Source organism: Caldisericia bacterium (assembly GCA_030018355.1).
GTDB lineage: Bacteria > Caldisericota > Caldisericia > B22-G15 > B22-G15 > JAAYUH01.
Genome location: JASEFN010000003.1, coordinates 179,894 through 195,354, shown reverse-complemented (window position 1 = coordinate 195,354; position 15,461 = coordinate 179,894). Strand labels below are relative to the sequence as shown.

Below are 15,461 nucleotides of genomic sequence, written 5' to 3'. Positions count from 1 at the left end.
TTTATTTATACCAAACTTATTCATTATTTCAAGTTATTTGATAAAATATTAAATTATGAGTTATTTTTTTGTTGATTCACATATCCATCTTGATATGAAAGTTTTTGATTTAGACAGAGAAAAGGTTTTTGAAAATTCTTTTTTATATAATATTAAATATTTTCTTAATGTTGGATATGATTTTGAATCTTCATTAAATTCAGATAAACTCTCAAAAAATTACAATTTTATCTTTGCATCTTTAGGCTTCCATCCACATGATGCAAAAGATTTCAAAGAAATCTTTTTAATTGATTTTGAAAAAATGATTAAAGAAAATAAAAAAATAGTCGCAATAGGCGAAATAGGTCTTGATTATTATAGAAATCTTTCTCCAAAAGAGACTCAAATTAAAGTGTTTAAAAATCAAATTGAATTTGCTATTGAAATGAATCTACCAATTATTATTCATGAAAGAGATAGTTTTTGGGATACAGTTGAAATTTTAAAGAAATATAAGGGAAAGATAAATGGGGTATTTCACTGTTTTGGTGGAGATTTATCAAAATTAAAAGAAATTATAAATTTAGGTTTTTATATTGGAATTGGTGGAACATTAACATATCCTAAAAATGAAGTTTTAAGAGAAACAATAAAAAGAGCACCTCTTGAAAGAATATTACTTGAAACTGATGCTCCATATCTTGCTCCACAAAATTTCAGAGGAAAAAGGAATGAACCTAAATTTTTAATTTATACTGCCGAATATTTGGCAAAATTAATTAATATACCTTTGGAAAAATTATCTGAAATTACAAATAAAAACTTTTCACAATTATTTAAAGTTAATTTTTAACATATCAAAATATAAGATGCCAAAATTATTGACATATGGAAAAATTAAGATAAATATTATTTATAAAACATTTTTAGGAGGTTACAGATGTTTAAAAAACTTTTATTAATGATTCTTTTAATTTCTTTTTTTGTAATTTTTATTAGTTGTAGAAGAGGGAGTGAAGTAACTTTATTAGGTGTTGTAAAAGATGAAAATGGTAAACCTTTAAGTGGTGTTGTAGTTAATCTTGACTCACTTTCTGCAACTACAAATAATAATGGAGAATTTGAATTCAAAAATTTAGAAGAAAGAGCCTATAATTTAAATGTTAATTTTGAGGGATATTATCCAATTAGTCAAACTGTTAACCTATCAAAAGGTGAAAATAACCTCAATTTAACACTTAGAATGACAACACTAACTAAAGCAAGGAATAGAGGCTATCTATTAGTTGGTTCAGATGTGACATATCCTCCATTTGAATATATGGAAAATGGAAAACCAGTTGGTTTTGATATAGATTTAATAAATTTAATTGCTCAAGAGATGGGACTAAATGGTGCTCAAATTATTGATACAGCATGGGATGGAATTTTTGCTGCTCTTAAAACTGAAAAGTTTGATGTAATTATTTCATCAGTAACTATAACTGAAGATAGAAAAAAAGAGATGCTTTTTTCTGACCCATATTATGATTCAGGACAAATTATTGCAGTTAGAAAAGATGATACAAGAATAAATAATGAAAACGATCTTGTAGGAAAAATTGTAGGTGTTCAAATAAACACAACTGGAGATTTTACTGCTCAAAAAATTCAAGGAATTAAAGAGATTAAAAGATATGATGATATTCAACAAGCATTTCAGGATCTTGAACTTGGAAGAATTGATGCTGTTTTAAATGATTTACCTGTTAATGCTTGGTTCGCAAAAGAAAGGAAAAATGTTAAACTTGTGGGAAAACTTTTGACAGTTGAACAATATGGAATTTGTGCAAGACTTGAAGATCAAACTTTAATTGATGAAATAAATAGAGCACTTAAAAATTTAAGGGAGAGTGGTAAATATAGAGAGGTCTATGTAAAGTGGTTTGGTGTTGAACCACCTCAAAAGTAAAGAAGTATAAAATAAAATGAGAGGACTTGATTTTAGAATTTCTCTTTTACTTGATTCAATTCCAATTTTAATTAATGGAGCAAAATATACGATTCTTTTTTCGACAATTTCAATATTCTTTGGGATAATAATTGGTCTTGGTGCCTCCTTACTTAAAATTTCAAAAAATCCAATTTTTAAGGCAATTGGGAGTACCTATATTGAAGTAATAAGGGGTACTCCCCTTCTTCTTCATATTATGGTTGCATATTATGGACTTGCTGCATTTAATATAAAACTTGATTATTTTACAGCAGGAGTTCTCGCTTTATCAATAAATTCAGGTGCATATTGTGGAGAAATTTTCAGAGCAGGAATTGAATCAATTGAAAAGGGACAGATGGAAGCCGCAAGGTCTGTAGGTATGACATATGGACAAGCAATGAGATATATTATTTTACCTCAAGCATTTAAAAGAGTTATCCCTCCATTGACAAATGAATTTGTTGCAATGTTAAAAGATTCTTCTTTGCTCTCCATTATTGCTGTTCCAGAACTTTTAAGAAATGCAAGACAACTTATGGGAACAAAAGCAAATGTTTGGACACCTCTTATTGGAGCAGCACTAATTTATCTTGTTTTAACACTTCCACTTACAAGAATTGCTTATGTTTTAGAAAGGAGGTTGGCGAAAGGTGGGATATAATGGAAATAGTGTAATTTTAAAAATTAGAAATTTATATAAAAAGTTTGGAAAAATAGATGTTTTAAAAAATATAAATTTAGATTTACATAAACAAGAAGTTCTTGTTATTATAGGTCCATCAGGTGCAGGAAAATCAACACTTATTAGATGCATAAATAGGCTTGAGGAACCAACATCTGGTGAAATATACTTTGATGGTGTAAAAATTGATAAATATAGTGATTACAATAAACTTAGAGAAAGAATTGGAATGGTTTTTCAAAGATTTAATCTTTTCCACCATTTGACTGCACTTGAAAACATTACTCTTCCACTCAGAGTTGTAAAAAAGAAAAATGAAGAAGAAGCAAAAAAAATTGCTTTTGAATATCTTGAAAAAGTTGGTCTTAAAGACAGAGCGTATCACTATCCAATTCAACTTTCTGGAGGGGAACAGCAAAGGGTCGCTATTGCTAGAGCCCTTGCTCTTCAACCAGAAATTATGTTATTTGATGAACCTACATCTGCTATTGATGTAGAACTCATTAAAGATGTTCTTGATGTTATGAAAATTCTTGCAAGAGATGGAATGACTATGATAGTTGTATCACATGAGTTAGGTTTTGCAAAAGAAGTTGGAGATAGAATAATATTTATGGATAAAGGAGAAATTATTGAAGAGAATGAGCCTGAAGAATTTTTTAAAAATCCTAAAACAGAAAGAGCAAAACAATTCCTTTCAAGAATAATAAATATTTAGAACATCAAATTTTATTGTATAATTAATTTTGATTTCTTTTTAAAAGGAGATAAAGGTATGTATCCAATTTTTATTAGAATTGGTGATTTTGCAATAAGATGGTATGGAGTAATGATTGCTCTTGCAGTTATTGTTGGAATTATTTATGCTCATAAGGAATTTAAAAAAATTGGAATAAATGATGACACCTTTTATGATTATGTAATTTGGTTAATTATCGTTGGAGTTTTAGGTGCAAGAATATTTTATATTCTTTTTAATACTCCTCTCTATTACTTTTCTAATCCATTAAGAATTTTTTATTTTTGGGAAGGTGGCTTAAGTTATCTTGGAATAGTTGTATTTGGTTATATTTTCTCCTATTACTATTGGAAAAAAAGAGGAAATCTTTTCTATAAAATTACCGATATTGCATCTCTTCCCTTAGCATTAGGGTGGGGAATAGGAAGAATAGGTTGTACACTTAATGGATGTTGTTATGGTAAACCAACAGGTCTCCCATTTCCTTTTTCTATAACATTCACAGATCCAGAATCATTTGCACCAATAGGAGTTCCAAGATATCCGACTCAACCACTTTTATCAATTTTAGGTTTCATAACATTTTTTGTACTTTTAAAATTAAGAAAAAGGGTTAAAGTTGAAGGTGCGATTTTCTCTCTATTTTTAGTGTTTTATGGAATTTCAACATTTTTTGTAGAATTTTTAAGAGGTGATCACACTCCTATTTTCGGTTTAACTCCATCTCAATGGGGAGTTTTTGTTTTATTTATTTTTGCATATCTATTCTATAAATCTTCTCCCAGCCTAAAGCATGAAAAAGAAAAACTTGAAAGTGAAACTTCTTCAGAAATTCAAAGTGAGAGTAAAGATGATTCGGTGAATTAAAAAAACAAATAAAAGATGATCCACTACCCGACATTACAACATTTATTGAAAAATGCTTTAAAAGTATTTCTTTTATCTCTTTTAACTCTGGTTTTATTTTAAAAGCAAATTCTTCAAGATCATTTTTTAAAAAATGAATAAAGTCTTCACCTAATAAGATTCTGTCTAAAACCTTGTCTGTTATTAACTCTCTTTTTTCAATTTTTTCTATAGCACTATAAACATCTTTTGTTGAAATTTTAATATTCGGATAGACAATTGAAAAAAAGAATTCTCTATCTTTTGCATAGATTGGAAAAACTTTCTCTCCTTTACCTTCAATTAAAATTAGTTTTTCATCTCTTAAAAAAAGATTTACATCAGATCCTAAATCTTTACCAATTTCAAAAAGAGTATGTTCATCAAGTGGAAAGTCATAGATTTGATTTAAAGAAAGAAGGACTCTTGCAGCATTTGAACTTCCGCCACCAAGACCACTTCCAACTGGGATATTCTTTTTTACTCTTATAGTTATTTTATCGCTTATTTTTGTTATTTCAAAAAATCTTTTTTTTGTCCTTTCAATAATATCATTATCAACTAAAACATTTTCATAAATAACCATATCTTTACCAAACTCAAAATAGATTTCATCACAAAGTGGAACTTTTAAAACAAGACTTTTTATAAGGTGATACCCATCTGGGAGTTTTAGGAGAACATCAAGTGTTAAGTTTATCTTTGCTTCTGATAAAAATTTCATATAATTCAATATAATTTTCTACTTTAAGGTTTTCAGGTCTTAAGTTTAAATCAATCGATAAATTATTACCAACTAAATCTGTTAAAACTTTCTTAATTTTTTTTCTTCTCTTTGAAAATATTTCTTTTAAAAATTTTTCATATTCTTCAAATTTTTCTTCCCAGGTTCTTTTTCTTTTAAAATAGATAAAAATTGAATCTACATCTGGCCTTGGATAAAAATTATTTTTACTGAAAACTTTGATATTTTTAAAATCAAAAAATGTTTGTAAAAATATAGAAATAGCACCATAACTTTTAGAACCTTCTTTTGATAAAATCCTTTCTCCCAATTCTTTTTGAATCATAAAATAACCATCTATTAATTCATTAATTTTTGTGCATTTTTTTAAGATTTCAGTTGATAAACAATAGGGTAGATTTGAAAAAAATCTCACTTTTTCTGGAAAATTCTCCTCTTTTAAAAAATCCATAAACTTAATTTCTATATTTTTATAAAAAATTATATTTTCATTTATTATTTCTTTTAATCTCTCATCAATTTCATATGAAATAATTTTTTTAACCCTTTTTGCTATTTCCTTTGTTACATCTCCAGTTCCTGTTCCTACTTCTATGACAATATCATCTTCACAAAAATTTGTTAAATTTATTAACTCTTCACGATTACCAACAAAAAAATTTTGACCTAAACTCTTTTTAAATCTAAATTTTTTAAAAAACTCTTTTTTATTCAAATTTTAATCTCTTCAGCAATATCACCAATTATAGGAATTTTCCAAAATTTTCCAAGTAGGGCCTCTATCAATGCATAAAGTGCAATAATAAAAATAATGGCTCCTATAAAATATTTAAATAACCATCCAATAAGAGGTATCTTTCCAAGTACCCATATTGCCACTTCGAAAATAAAAAGCACAAATCCTTGTTTTGCGTGAGAATGAACAAATGGATCATTTTTAACAAGAACAAGTGGTATTATAAAAAGAAATGGGATATAACTTATTGCTGATATTATCTTTTTTTCATCTTCATTATCTATTTTTATTTCCATTTCTTCTCCTCCTTTTGTTTTTACTTTCTTTTAATTTTTTAATCTCCTTTTCAAGTTCATCTATCTTTCTTAAAAGATATTCATTTTTCTCTTCTAAAGTTGTATCAAGATAAAGTTCAGGTATCATTGGCAAATTAAAATTTATGTCGTCATCATAATCATTTATACTTTCATAAGGAATTGAATTTATGTCTTGAATTATTTGAATCATTCTCTTTTCTTTTAATTCCTGTTCGTCTTCAATGTCATTATTTATTTTATTTAAAAGAACAGTAGGCACAAATATGAAAATTTTCCCATCTTCTCCTTTACCTATTGTTCCATATCTTTCTTTAAATTCAAGAATAAAAGATGGTGAAACCATATATATATCGTTGTTTTCATCAATAAATAAAACAGATGCCTTTGTTGGTTTTTTCTTTTTTAATTCATCAAATTTCTTTATAAAATCTTTTAAATAATCATTTTCAATTATTATACATTTATCACCAAAATGATATGTGTTGAAAAATTTAAAATGTTTGCTCATTCCTTTAATAATGGAATGTGTTTTTAATAAAATAAAAAATGAATTTGAATTTACATAATAAGTATTCTTATCGATTTTAATAATCTTTTCAATATCATCTGAAAATGTTTCTTTTAATGTTTTTTTAAGTAAAAGTTTTACATCCTCTTTTATCATGAGTTTATTTTACCACATTTAAAATGAAATAGTGTATTTTGTTTTTGGAAGAACTCCATAAGGATCAAGAATGGGTTTTTTGATTTCTAATAGAATATCATATGCAATTCCTGAATGATTTGTTCCAATAACAATTAAATCAAAGTTCTTTAGTTTTGTCTTTTTTATATCTTCTCTTTCTAATATTTTATTATTTACTTTGATTTTTTCTATAAAAGGATCGAAATATGAAACATTTATGCCTTTATTTAATAACAATTCAATAAATTTTAAAGGTTGAGAGTTTCTTATATCATTCACATCTCTTTTATATGTAACACCTATTACAAAAACTTTGCCTTTTTTTAAGTATTTCTTTATTTTTTCAAACCAAAAATACGGCATGCTTTTATTTATTATATTAGAATATTCAATAGAAGAAAATTTAAAACCTAATTTTTTGCCTCTTTCAACAAGAAAAAGTGGAACTGTTGGAATACAATCTCCACCAACTCCCCAATTTGGATAAAATGGAACAAAACCATAAGGTTTGGTTTTAGCGCCTTCTATTACTTCAAAAATATCCACATTATCCATTGAAGTTAATTTAGCAAATTCATTAATAAATGAGATATTTATAAATCTAAAACTATTTTCAAGAAGTTTAATATATTCAGCAGTTTTTGTGGATGAAACAGGTATAACTTTTAAAAAGATGTGAGAATAAAAAAAGGTTCCTATTGCAAGAGAATCATCATCAATTCCACTTATAATTTTTGGTATCTCATCAACTGGATAATTACTTCCTGGATTAATTCTTTCTGGAGAAAAACAGAGATAAAAATTTTTACCACTTTTCTTTAATTTTGGATAGATAATTTCTTCAGTAGTTCCTGGGGGAAGAGTGCTCTCAAAAATAATAAGATTTTTATCTTGTAAATTTTTTCTTATATCTCTAATTGCTTTTAATACAAACTTTAATTCAGGAGATTCATCTTCATTTAAAGGTGTTGGAACAGAAACAATAAATATATCTAAATCTTTTAAATCTGAAACACTATTTGTTGGAAAAAAAGTTTTATTTAAAAAAGTTTCAATCTCTCCATCTTTAACATCAACAATATATGATCTTCCTTTTTTAAGTAAATTTATCTTTTCAAGAGAAATATCATAACCTATTACTTTAAATCCTTTATTTAAAATAGTTCTTGCAAGAGTCAAACCAACATAACCTAAACCAATTATACCTATTAAACATTCCTTATTTTTTATCTTATTTTTTAATTCTGAGAAACTCTCTTCCATATCTTGCTTTATCTCCTAATTCTTCTTCAATTACTAATAATCTATTATATTTTGCAACTCTTTCACCTCTTGCAGGGGCACCAGTTTTAATTTGAAAACTTTGGGTTGCAACTGAAAAATCAGAAATAAAGGTATCAGTTGTTTCACCAGATCTATGGGAAATTATATAGTTATAGCCATATTTTCTTGCAATATTAATAACTTCTAGTGTTTCTGTGATAGTGCCAATTTGATTTAATTTAATTAAAATTGCATTAGCAATTCCATTTTCAATTCCAAAAAGAAATTTTTCTTTATTAGTTACAAAAATATCATCACCAACAATTTGAATTTTATCTTTAACTTCCTTGGTAAATATTTTCCAAGAATCATAATCTTCTTCATCAAAAGGATCTTCTATTGAAATTATGGGATATTTTTCTATCAATCTTATATAATATTCTATTAAATCTTCACCATTTATCTTTTTTCCTTCAAAATGGTATTTCCCATCTTTAAAGAAACTCGATGCTGCTACATCAAGTGCAAGAAAAATTTCTTCTTGTGGTTTATATTTTGCACTTTCAACTGCCTCAATTATTAATTTAATTGCTTCTTCATTGTTTTTTAAAATTGGAGAAAATCCTCCTTCATCTCCTATCCCTACTGAAAGATCTCGTTCTTTTAAAACTTCTTTGAGTTTCATATAAATTTCTGCACTCGCTCTTAATGCGTCTTTAAAAGAATAAAATCCATATGGAACAATCATAAACTCTTGAATATCAAGATTATTTTCAGCATGTTTCCCTCCATTAATTATATTTAAATATGGAACTGGAAGAACATTTGCAAAAAGACCTCCAATATATCTATAAAGTGGAATACCTAAAAATGAACTTCCTGCTCTTGCAACAGCAAGAGAAACTCCAAGTATAGCATTTGCTCCAATTTTACTTTTATTTTTAGTCCCATCTAAATTTATCATTCTCTTATCTATCTCTTCTTGATCTAATACATCTATTCCTAAAATTTCAGGTGCAATACATAGTTCTATGTTTTTTATTGCATTTTGAACTCCTTTTCCAAAAAATCTCTCATCTCCGTCTCTTAATTCAACTGCTTCATATTTTCCTTTTGAAGCACCTGAAGGAACTTGAGAGTTTCCTTTAAAACCAGAAATTGTTGTTACTTCAACTTCAAGGGTTGGGTTTCCCCTTGAATCTAAAATCTCTCTCCCTTTAACTTCAATTATCTCTTCCATAAAATTTCCCTCCTTAATTTATGATTCAATTGCATATAATGCAGCACCAATTGCACCAATAATTTGTGGATTCTCTGGAACATTTAATTTTACTTTTAATAAATCTTCAAGTGCTTTAACTACACCTAAATTTTTTGCAACACCGCCAGTCATTGTAATTTCTTCTTCATAATTTACTCTTTTTAAAAGCGTTAATGCTCTTTTTGCAACAGAATAGTTTAATCCTTTAATTATATCCTCTTTTTTAACACCTTCATGAATTAAAGATATAATTTCAGATTCTGCAAAAACAGTGCAAATGCTTGATATTTCAATTAAATTTTTTGATTTTTCGTGAAGGGAACCAAACTCTTTTAAATCTATTTGAAGTGCATTGGACATAACTTCGAGGAATCTGCCAGTTCCTGCAGCACATTTATCATTCATTACAAAATCTAAAACACTACCATTATTTGCAAGTTTTATTGCTTTACTATCTTGTCCTCCAATATCAATTATTGTTTTTGTTTTAGGAAATAAAAAGAAAGCACCTTTTGCATGACAACTTATCTCTGTTTTTGTTAAATCTGTAAAATCAACATTAACTCTGCCATAACCTGTTGCAAGAATTTTATAAATATCTTTTATTTTTAGATTTTCTTCTTTTAAAATTTCCTCCAATAAAATTTTTGCGGTTTTATTTCCATTTGCTCCTGTAGGAGAAATTTTATAATTTACAATATTTATTTCACCTCCCTTTCTTAAAAGAACTACTTTTGTTGATACAGAACCAATATCAACACCGATATAATAATTCATCCTAACACCTCCAAAAAGCCCTCGACTCTTGTTTTAATCTGTTCCTTTGGAAAGTTTGCTTCATCAACTAAATCTCCATCAATAATTATAGTTGGTATTCCATAACTTATTAACTTTTTTCTTAATAGATATGAACTACCAGCCCCTTGTCTACATCCCCATTGATTAAAAATTACAACACCATCAATTTTATACTCTTCAATATTTTTTAATGCAATTTTATATCTTTCATCTAAATTAGAGAAAATTTTATAATTAATAAGTTTCTTTGCAATAGATTTAAATGGATCACTCTTATCAAATTCATCCCAATAAACATTGCTTGTTTCCTCAAAAACTATGTAAGCACCTTTTCTATTTAAAAAATCAAAAAGATCAACTTTGAAATATGGTCCAAGATGCATCCAATAAATTCTTTTTTTTGTTTTTAATTCAAAACCTTCTTCATATAAAAATTTTAATTTATCTCTTAATAGTTTAAAGAAGTCTCTTCCATATTCTGAACCAAATGCTGAAAAAATCATCCCAACATATCCTAAAAATTTTCTTCCATCAATAAGAACTCTCTTTTTTCTCAACTCATTTATCTCAATTAAATATTTCCTTGTCTCATTTGATAATTCAATTGCTCTTTCAAGGTTTTTCATTGAATTTCTCACCTTAAGTTCTTTTGAAAGTAAAAAAAATATTTCTGAAAGTTTTTTAGAAAGGTAATTTATACTCTCCTCACTATTATCTTCAGGTATATCAATTACAATATACTCTCCACCAAAAATTTTTGATATAAGATAAAAAGAGTGAACAGCAGAGTGACAAGGTTTATCAGAAGTAACAATGTATGTGGGTTTTGGTAAAAAACCCATTTTAATGAGGCCAATTAAATTTCTATGAACACTGCAACTATCTTTTGAAAATAAAATTTCATCACTTTCAAATAGTGCTGAATTACTTATTCCAAAATTTGCACTAACAGCAGACGCAACTTCAGGAAGAATTGGAAATGTATTTAATGCAAAGAATGGTTCTGTTGGAGTAAAAACATTTGTCATTATAACTTTGCTTTTTTTACTAAAGTTTTTCTTTAATAGATCCAACGAAAACTTAATTGAAACTTTTCCAATTTCATCAGGTTTTAAAATTTGATTTAATACACCATAAATTAGAGGATAAATAAACCTTTTTTTTAAAATTTTCTGAAGAAATGTAGGAGAAACTTTTGAAATTTCGATTTTCATTTTAACATCTCCATAAATGCTTCTATTCTAGTTCTAATTTGTCCTTTTATATTCATAGAATAATCATCTTCAATTATAAGTATGGGAATTTTTTCTCTATTTAATTTCTCTTTTATAAGTGGAAGATAAAAAATTAGTGGATCGCAATATTTTAAATTATAAACAATAACACCATCTAAAGAAAACTCTTTAAATCTTTGAATAATCCTATCAATTTTTTCTTCCAAAACCCTTCTTCTTGCACAGCCCTCTCTTTTTATATAATATTTCGCAAGTGAATAAATTGGATCTTTTAAGTAATCTTTTACAAGTTCTAAATTTTTATAACCAAAACAAGAATCATCGTAATAAATTTCATATCTTAAAGAATATAGATATTCAATAAAACTTAACGGAAATATTGTTGAAAGTAAATAAAAACTTCCTTCTTTTTCTTTTTTACTTTCTTTATAAAACTCTGGATTAAGATTTAAGAATTCTTTTATATCCATTATATGAAATAACAAATTAAGATAGAAAATATTTATACTTGCCTCTTTATAATTAACTATTAAACTTTTCAATTTTTTTCTTCCCTCATTATATAAATTTATTGAATTAATTAATTTCTCATTATCTATATTTCCATTAATTGTTTTAAAAAGATTTTCAAATTGAATTTTTAAAAAATTTATATCACTCTCACTTTCATTAAATGGAATTTTTATGTAAAAACTATTATTTAAAAATCCTAAATCTTTATAAATTTCATAAATTCTTCTTGATGAATCACATCCATCAGTAAATATAAAATTTTTTCTATCTAAATTGTTATTAATTAAAAATTCAATTGTACTCTTTAAATATGGACAGATATATTTTGGAGAAACTTCATCAGAATGAGTAAACTGAATTGAATCAGTAATAAACCTCACTGGTTTATAATTTGATGCATATATGATTTCAACTGGTATATATGAACAAAAATAAAAAAAGACATGTGAATCATTTAAACTCTTTTTAAAATTTTCATAGAAGAATTCCCTTATCTCATTTAAATCTTTTAAATTCATAGTAAATATTATACACTAAATTTATAGTATATTAATAAATGAATAAAAGGAGGAGAAATGAAAGGAGTAGTCGTTTTAAGGCCATCAATGTCAAAAAGATTAATTGCCAAAGGTGTAAAAGAACTTTTAAATTCAATGGGTGTTTTAAATAAAGGAATAATTTTTATTAGTTTAGGTACAACTAACAGTTTTATAGTAGAAGAATTACTTGGAAAAATTTTTGAAAAAGAAAGGTATATGGCAGGATACATTGGCAATGGCAAACTCTCTGTTCTTGATAAAGAATATAGATTAAATCCTGTTATTTTAATAGATGGTAAAGTTTCTGATGAAAATCCAGATGAAGTTGTAAAAAGAATGGGAAAAGGTGATGTTTTTATAAAAGGAGCAAATGCAATAGATCCTGATGGAAATATAGGTGTTATAGTTGCAGATAAATCTGGTGGAACTGTTGGAAGATACATTGGAATAGTTCTTTCAAGAGGAGTAAAATGGATCTCTCCAGTAAGTATTGGTAAACTTATTCCAGATGTTATTGAGGCATCTTATTTTGCAAAAATAGAAGAAATAGATTTATCAATGGGTCTTCCTTTATCAATATTTCCCATTGTTAATGCCTTTCCATTTACAGAAATTGATGCACTTGATATCCTTTTTGAAGTTGATGCAACTCTTCTTGCTAAAGGCGGTCTTTGGGAAGATGAAGGTTCAATTGTTTTAGGTATCGAAGGTGAAGAGAAAAATGTAAAGAAAGCATTTGAATTTATAGAGTCATTAAAAGATGAGACCTTACCAAAACCTATAAAGATTTAAAATTAATATCCTGGATAAGTAATTGTTATAGTTTTAGTTGCTCCATCCCAATCCACTTTACAACCTAAATTTTCTGCTACAAATCTTACAGGAAGCATTGTTCTTCCTTTAATAATCATAGGTACTACTTTTGGATTATTTGGATCAATTGGAGTTTCTATTCCATTAACTCTTGCTTTGTTTTTGCCAATCCAAAGTTCAATTACATTACTCTTTAAACTAACAGTTATTTTCTTTTCTACTCCATCCCAGTTAACTTCTGCTCCTAATGGTTCAGCTACCCACCTTATTGGAAGAAGTGTTCTTCCTTCAATTATCTGGGGTGGCACATCTATTTCTTGGGGAGAATCATTAACATACATAATTTTATTTCCAATTTGGAGTTTTAAAATTTTTCTTTTAATATAGGTTACTTTATATACCTCTTCCTTTTGATTATTTAATTTATCAACAAGTATAAACTTCAATTCATTAATTCCTTCTTTTAATAGTACATATGTTTCAAAATTTCCATCTTTATTTAAATTTAATTCAATATTATTAAGTGATGCAGTTTTTACACCTATCCCTTCATCATAAATCTTTCCAACAACTTTTAAATTATCTTCATATGTTTCAAGTGGTATGTTTGTAATTAATTTTGGGGGCGTTTTATCAAGAAAAACCACTAAAATATATTTCGAACTATTTCCTCGATTGTCCTCAGCAGTTATAATAAACTCATTTTTTCCTTCTATTAATTTATAATTTGCATCAAAAGTTGAACAACCACATTGATTTATTTTTACTCCATTAACAAGAAGATCTTTAAGTCCACTCATGCTATCTCTAACACCAATTAAAAGATATAGATTTTCATCATTTGTGTAATAATTGTTTTGTTCTGGTTTAATTAACCTCAATTCAGGTGGTTTATCATCTACTATTTTAATTGAGACTACATTTGAGGGATCTGAATAGTTTCCATTATTATCTACTGATTTAACCATATAAAAGTAAGTTTTATCAAGAATTATTGAGTAATCTAGAAAATACATTTGGTCTTTATTATAAGTTTTTCCTAAAAAACTTAAATTTTTTTCGCTCTCCCCTTTATATATTTCAAAATATTGAATTGTTTCATCTTTCTTTTCAATTTCCCAAGTTAATCTAACTTTATAATCTTCTTGAATTACCTTTAAATTTATTGGTTTTGCAGGAAAGGATTTTGAAAATGAGTTCTCACATATAAAAATTGAGAATAATAAAATAAATATAATTAAAATTTTCTTGTTCATTTTAACCTCCAAATTTTTCTAATATAAATTTTTTTATTTCATCTCTAATCTCTCTAAATTTATTTAATTTTTCCTCCTCACTTCCTTCAAATGAAGATGGATCTTCAAAACTTTGGTGCAAATATTCTTTAGCACCAGGAAAGAAAGGGCAATTTTCTTTAGCACTATCACAAACAGTAACTACATAATCAAATTTTTCTCCTTTGAATTCCAAAATGCTTTTTGATCTGTGATTTTTAATATTAATTCCAATTTCTTCCATAACTTTTATAGCATATGGATTAACTGAAGTTGGTTTTGTTCCAGCACTAAATGCAACAAATTTATCATTAAGAAGAGAATTCATAATTCCTTCAGCCATTTGTGATCTCGCAGAATTATGGGTACATATAAATAATACTTTCTTTTTATTCATTAAAAACTCCTTCATTAAAAGACATGTTCTAATAAAATTTTAATACCTATTGAAATCAATATCAATCCACCAAAAATTTCTGCTCCTCTTTTAAAAATTTTTCCAAGAAAAAAACCTGAATAAATTGAGATTAAAGTTAGAGTGAAAGTTGTTATTCCAATAAAAATTGATGGAAATAAAATTTTGATTTTTAGAAGCGATAAGGATATTCCTACAGCAAAAGCATCAATACTTGTTGCGATTGAAAGAATAAGAAGTGTAATGAAATTATCAATATTTATTTTCTTTTCACATTCATTCTTAAAACTTTCATAAATCATTTTAATACCAACAAAAAATAATATAAAAAAAGCAACCCAATGATCATAATCTTTTATAAAATTTAATAGTCTAATTCCAATTAAATATCCAATCACAACCATCCCAAATTGAAAAAATCCAAATGAAAAAGAGATTTTAAATGGATAATTAAAATTAAATCTCCTTTTTGTAATCCCACATGATAATCCAACAGCAAAGGCATCCATAGAAAGTGCAATACCTATTAATAAAATAGAAACTATATTTAGACTATCTTTGTTTAAATTAATCATATAATAACCTCACTCTTTATAATTCACTT

Annotated in this window: 18 protein-coding genes; 6 read left to right on the top strand and 12 right to left on the bottom strand. The window is 26.6% G+C overall.

Going from position 1 to position 15,461, the window contains the following annotated elements; translation table 11 throughout:
• The first annotated feature begins 55 nt into the window (after window positions 1–55).
• The 5 genes from QMD25_04290 to lgt all read left to right on the top strand — a co-directional run bounded on the left by QMD25_04290 (window position 56) and on the right by lgt (window position 4,245).
• A complete protein-coding gene (locus tag QMD25_04290) occupies window positions 56–835 on the top strand; it encodes a TatD family hydrolase (GenBank protein MDI6861221.1) in 780 nt (259 codons plus the stop codon).
• An 87-nt stretch (window positions 836–922) separates the two neighbouring features.
• Window positions 923–1,933, top strand: coding sequence for a transporter substrate-binding domain-containing protein (locus QMD25_04285; GenBank protein MDI6861220.1), 1,011 nt, complete (start codon window positions 923–925; stop codon window positions 1,931–1,933).
• Window positions 1,934–1,949: 16 nt separating this feature from the next.
• The gene (locus QMD25_04280) at window positions 1,950–2,618 is read left to right on the top strand and encodes an amino acid ABC transporter permease (GenBank protein ID MDI6861219.1); all 669 of its coding nucleotides are present in this window, start codon (window positions 1,950–1,952) and stop codon (window positions 2,616–2,618) included.
• 13 nt (window positions 2,619–2,631) lie between these two features.
• A complete protein-coding gene (locus tag QMD25_04275) occupies window positions 2,632–3,357 on the top strand; it encodes an amino acid ABC transporter ATP-binding protein (protein ID MDI6861218.1) in 726 nt (241 codons plus the stop codon).
• Between the two features lie 57 nt (window positions 3,358–3,414).
• Complete coding sequence (lgt, locus tag QMD25_04270; protein ID MDI6861217.1) at window positions 3,415–4,245, top strand: prolipoprotein diacylglyceryl transferase; 831 nt, start codon at window positions 3,415–3,417, stop codon at window positions 4,243–4,245.
• Here lgt and ispE read toward each other — a convergent pair.
• Genes ispE through QMD25_04225 form a run of 9 tightly spaced genes read right to left on the bottom strand, consistent with a single transcriptional unit; the run spans window position 4,127 to window position 12,334 of the window.
• Window positions 4,127–4,987 carry a 4-(cytidine 5'-diphospho)-2-C-methyl-D-erythritol kinase gene (gene ispE / locus QMD25_04265; GenBank protein ID MDI6861216.1) on the bottom strand — a complete coding sequence of 287 codons (861 nt, stop codon included), beginning with the start codon at window positions 4,985–4,987 and terminating at the stop codon, window positions 4,127–4,129. The genes lgt and ispE overlap by 119 nt on opposite strands.
• On the bottom strand, window positions 4,947–5,723 hold the full coding sequence (gene rsmA / locus QMD25_04260; protein ID MDI6861215.1) for a 16S rRNA (adenine(1518)-N(6)/adenine(1519)-N(6))-dimethyltransferase RsmA: 777 nt from the start codon (window positions 5,721–5,723) through the stop codon (window positions 4,947–4,949). The genes ispE and rsmA overlap by 41 nt, the downstream gene beginning before the upstream one ends.
• Window positions 5,720–6,040: a hypothetical protein gene (locus QMD25_04255; protein ID MDI6861214.1), complete on the bottom strand. Its 321-nt coding sequence runs from the start codon at window positions 6,038–6,040 to the stop codon at window positions 5,720–5,722. The genes rsmA and QMD25_04255 overlap by 4 nt, the downstream gene beginning before the upstream one ends.
• Window positions 6,021–6,725: a hypothetical protein gene (locus tag QMD25_04250; GenBank protein ID MDI6861213.1), complete on the bottom strand. Its 705-nt coding sequence runs from the start codon at window positions 6,723–6,725 to the stop codon at window positions 6,021–6,023. Before QMD25_04250 ends, QMD25_04255 begins: the two co-directional genes overlap by 20 nt.
• Window positions 6,726–6,743: 18 nt before the next feature.
• Entirely contained in the window at window positions 6,744–8,009 is a 1,266-nt protein-coding gene (locus tag QMD25_04245) for a nucleotide sugar dehydrogenase (protein MDI6861212.1), read from the bottom strand.
• Window positions 7,978–9,249 carry a phosphopyruvate hydratase gene (gene eno, locus QMD25_04240; GenBank protein ID MDI6861211.1) on the bottom strand — a complete coding sequence of 424 codons (1,272 nt, stop codon included), beginning with the start codon at window positions 9,247–9,249 and terminating at the stop codon, window positions 7,978–7,980. The genes QMD25_04245 and eno overlap by 32 nt, the downstream gene beginning before the upstream one ends.
• An 18-nt stretch (window positions 9,250–9,267) precedes the next feature.
• Window positions 9,268–10,047 carry an acyl-CoA dehydratase activase gene (locus QMD25_04235; protein ID MDI6861210.1) on the bottom strand — a complete coding sequence of 260 codons (780 nt, stop codon included), beginning with the start codon at window positions 10,045–10,047 and terminating at the stop codon, window positions 9,268–9,270.
• Window positions 10,044–11,282 (bottom strand): 2-hydroxyacyl-CoA dehydratase family protein, encoded by a 1,239-nt coding sequence (locus QMD25_04230; protein MDI6861209.1) that lies wholly within the window; start codon window positions 11,280–11,282, stop codon window positions 10,044–10,046. Before QMD25_04230 ends, QMD25_04235 begins: the two co-directional genes overlap by 4 nt.
• Window positions 11,279–12,334: a 2-hydroxyacyl-CoA dehydratase family protein gene (locus QMD25_04225; protein MDI6861208.1), complete on the bottom strand. Its 1,056-nt coding sequence runs from the start codon at window positions 12,332–12,334 to the stop codon at window positions 11,279–11,281. The genes QMD25_04230 and QMD25_04225 overlap by 4 nt, the downstream gene beginning before the upstream one ends.
• A gap of 57 nt (window positions 12,335–12,391) precedes the next feature.
• Here QMD25_04225 and QMD25_04220 point away from each other — a divergent pair, with 57 nt between their 5' ends.
• The gene (locus QMD25_04220) at window positions 12,392–13,147 is read left to right on the top strand and encodes a hypothetical protein (GenBank protein ID MDI6861207.1); all 756 of its coding nucleotides are present in this window, start codon (window positions 12,392–12,394) and stop codon (window positions 13,145–13,147) included.
• A gap of 2 nt (window positions 13,148–13,149) precedes the next feature.
• Here QMD25_04220 and QMD25_04215 read toward each other — a convergent pair whose 3' ends face one another.
• From QMD25_04215 to QMD25_04205, 3 genes are read right to left on the bottom strand one after another with little or no spacing between them, the layout of a single operon-like run.
• Window positions 13,150–14,424 carry a stalk domain-containing protein gene (locus tag QMD25_04215; GenBank protein ID MDI6861206.1) on the bottom strand — a complete coding sequence of 425 codons (1,275 nt, stop codon included), beginning with the start codon at window positions 14,422–14,424 and terminating at the stop codon, window positions 13,150–13,152.
• A gap of 1 nt (window position 14,425) precedes the next feature.
• Window positions 14,426–14,839: an arsenate reductase ArsC gene (locus tag QMD25_04210; protein MDI6861205.1), complete on the bottom strand. Its 414-nt coding sequence runs from the start codon at window positions 14,837–14,839 to the stop codon at window positions 14,426–14,428.
• 14 nt (window positions 14,840–14,853) lie between these two features.
• On the bottom strand, window positions 14,854–15,432 hold the full coding sequence (locus tag QMD25_04205) for a manganese efflux pump MntP family protein (protein ID MDI6861204.1): 579 nt from the start codon (window positions 15,430–15,432) through the stop codon (window positions 14,854–14,856).
• Window positions 15,433–15,461 lie beyond the last annotated feature (29 nt).

Excerpts from the sequence above, each read along its gene's own strand:
- QMD25_04245 (MDI6861212.1), bottom strand. The coding sequence starts at position 8,009 with ATGGAAGAGAGTTTCTCAGAATTAAAAAATAAGATAAAAAATAAGGAA.
- QMD25_04225 (MDI6861208.1), bottom strand. The coding sequence starts at position 12,334 with ATGAATTTAAAAGATTTAAATGAGATAAGGGAATTCTTCTATGAAAAT.
- QMD25_04230 (MDI6861209.1), bottom strand. The coding sequence starts at position 11,282 with ATGAAAATCGAAATTTCAAAAGTTTCTCCTACATTTCTTCAGAAAATT.
- eno (MDI6861211.1), bottom strand. The coding sequence starts at position 9,249 with ATGGAAGAGATAATTGAAGTTAAAGGGAGAGAGATTTTAGATTCAAGG.
- QMD25_04250 (MDI6861213.1), bottom strand. The coding sequence starts at position 6,725 with ATGATAAAAGAGGATGTAAAACTTTTACTTAAAAAAACATTAAAAGAA.
- QMD25_04290 (MDI6861221.1), top strand. The coding sequence starts at position 56 with ATGAGTTATTTTTTTGTTGATTCACATATCCATCTTGATATGAAAGTT.
- QMD25_04215 (MDI6861206.1), bottom strand. The coding sequence starts at position 14,424 with ATGAACAAGAAAATTTTAATTATATTTATTTTATTATTCTCAATTTTT.
- QMD25_04280 (MDI6861219.1), top strand. The coding sequence starts at position 1,950 with ATGAGAGGACTTGATTTTAGAATTTCTCTTTTACTTGATTCAATTCCA.
- QMD25_04285 (MDI6861220.1), top strand. The coding sequence starts at position 923 with ATGTTTAAAAAACTTTTATTAATGATTCTTTTAATTTCTTTTTTTGTA.
- QMD25_04220 (MDI6861207.1), top strand. The coding sequence starts at position 12,392 with ATGAAAGGAGTAGTCGTTTTAAGGCCATCAATGTCAAAAAGATTAATT.
- QMD25_04210 (MDI6861205.1), bottom strand. The coding sequence starts at position 14,839 with ATGAATAAAAAGAAAGTATTATTTATATGTACCCATAATTCTGCGAGA.
- lgt (MDI6861217.1), top strand. The coding sequence starts at position 3,415 with ATGTATCCAATTTTTATTAGAATTGGTGATTTTGCAATAAGATGGTAT.
- QMD25_04255 (MDI6861214.1), bottom strand. The coding sequence starts at position 6,040 with ATGGAAATAAAAATAGATAATGAAGATGAAAAAAAGATAATATCAGCA.
- QMD25_04235 (MDI6861210.1), bottom strand. The coding sequence starts at position 10,047 with ATGAATTATTATATCGGTGTTGATATTGGTTCTGTATCAACAAAAGTA.
- QMD25_04205 (MDI6861204.1), bottom strand. The coding sequence starts at position 15,432 with ATGATTAATTTAAACAAAGATAGTCTAAATATAGTTTCTATTTTATTA.
- ispE (MDI6861216.1), bottom strand. The coding sequence starts at position 4,987 with ATGAAATTTTTATCAGAAGCAAAGATAAACTTAACACTTGATGTTCTC.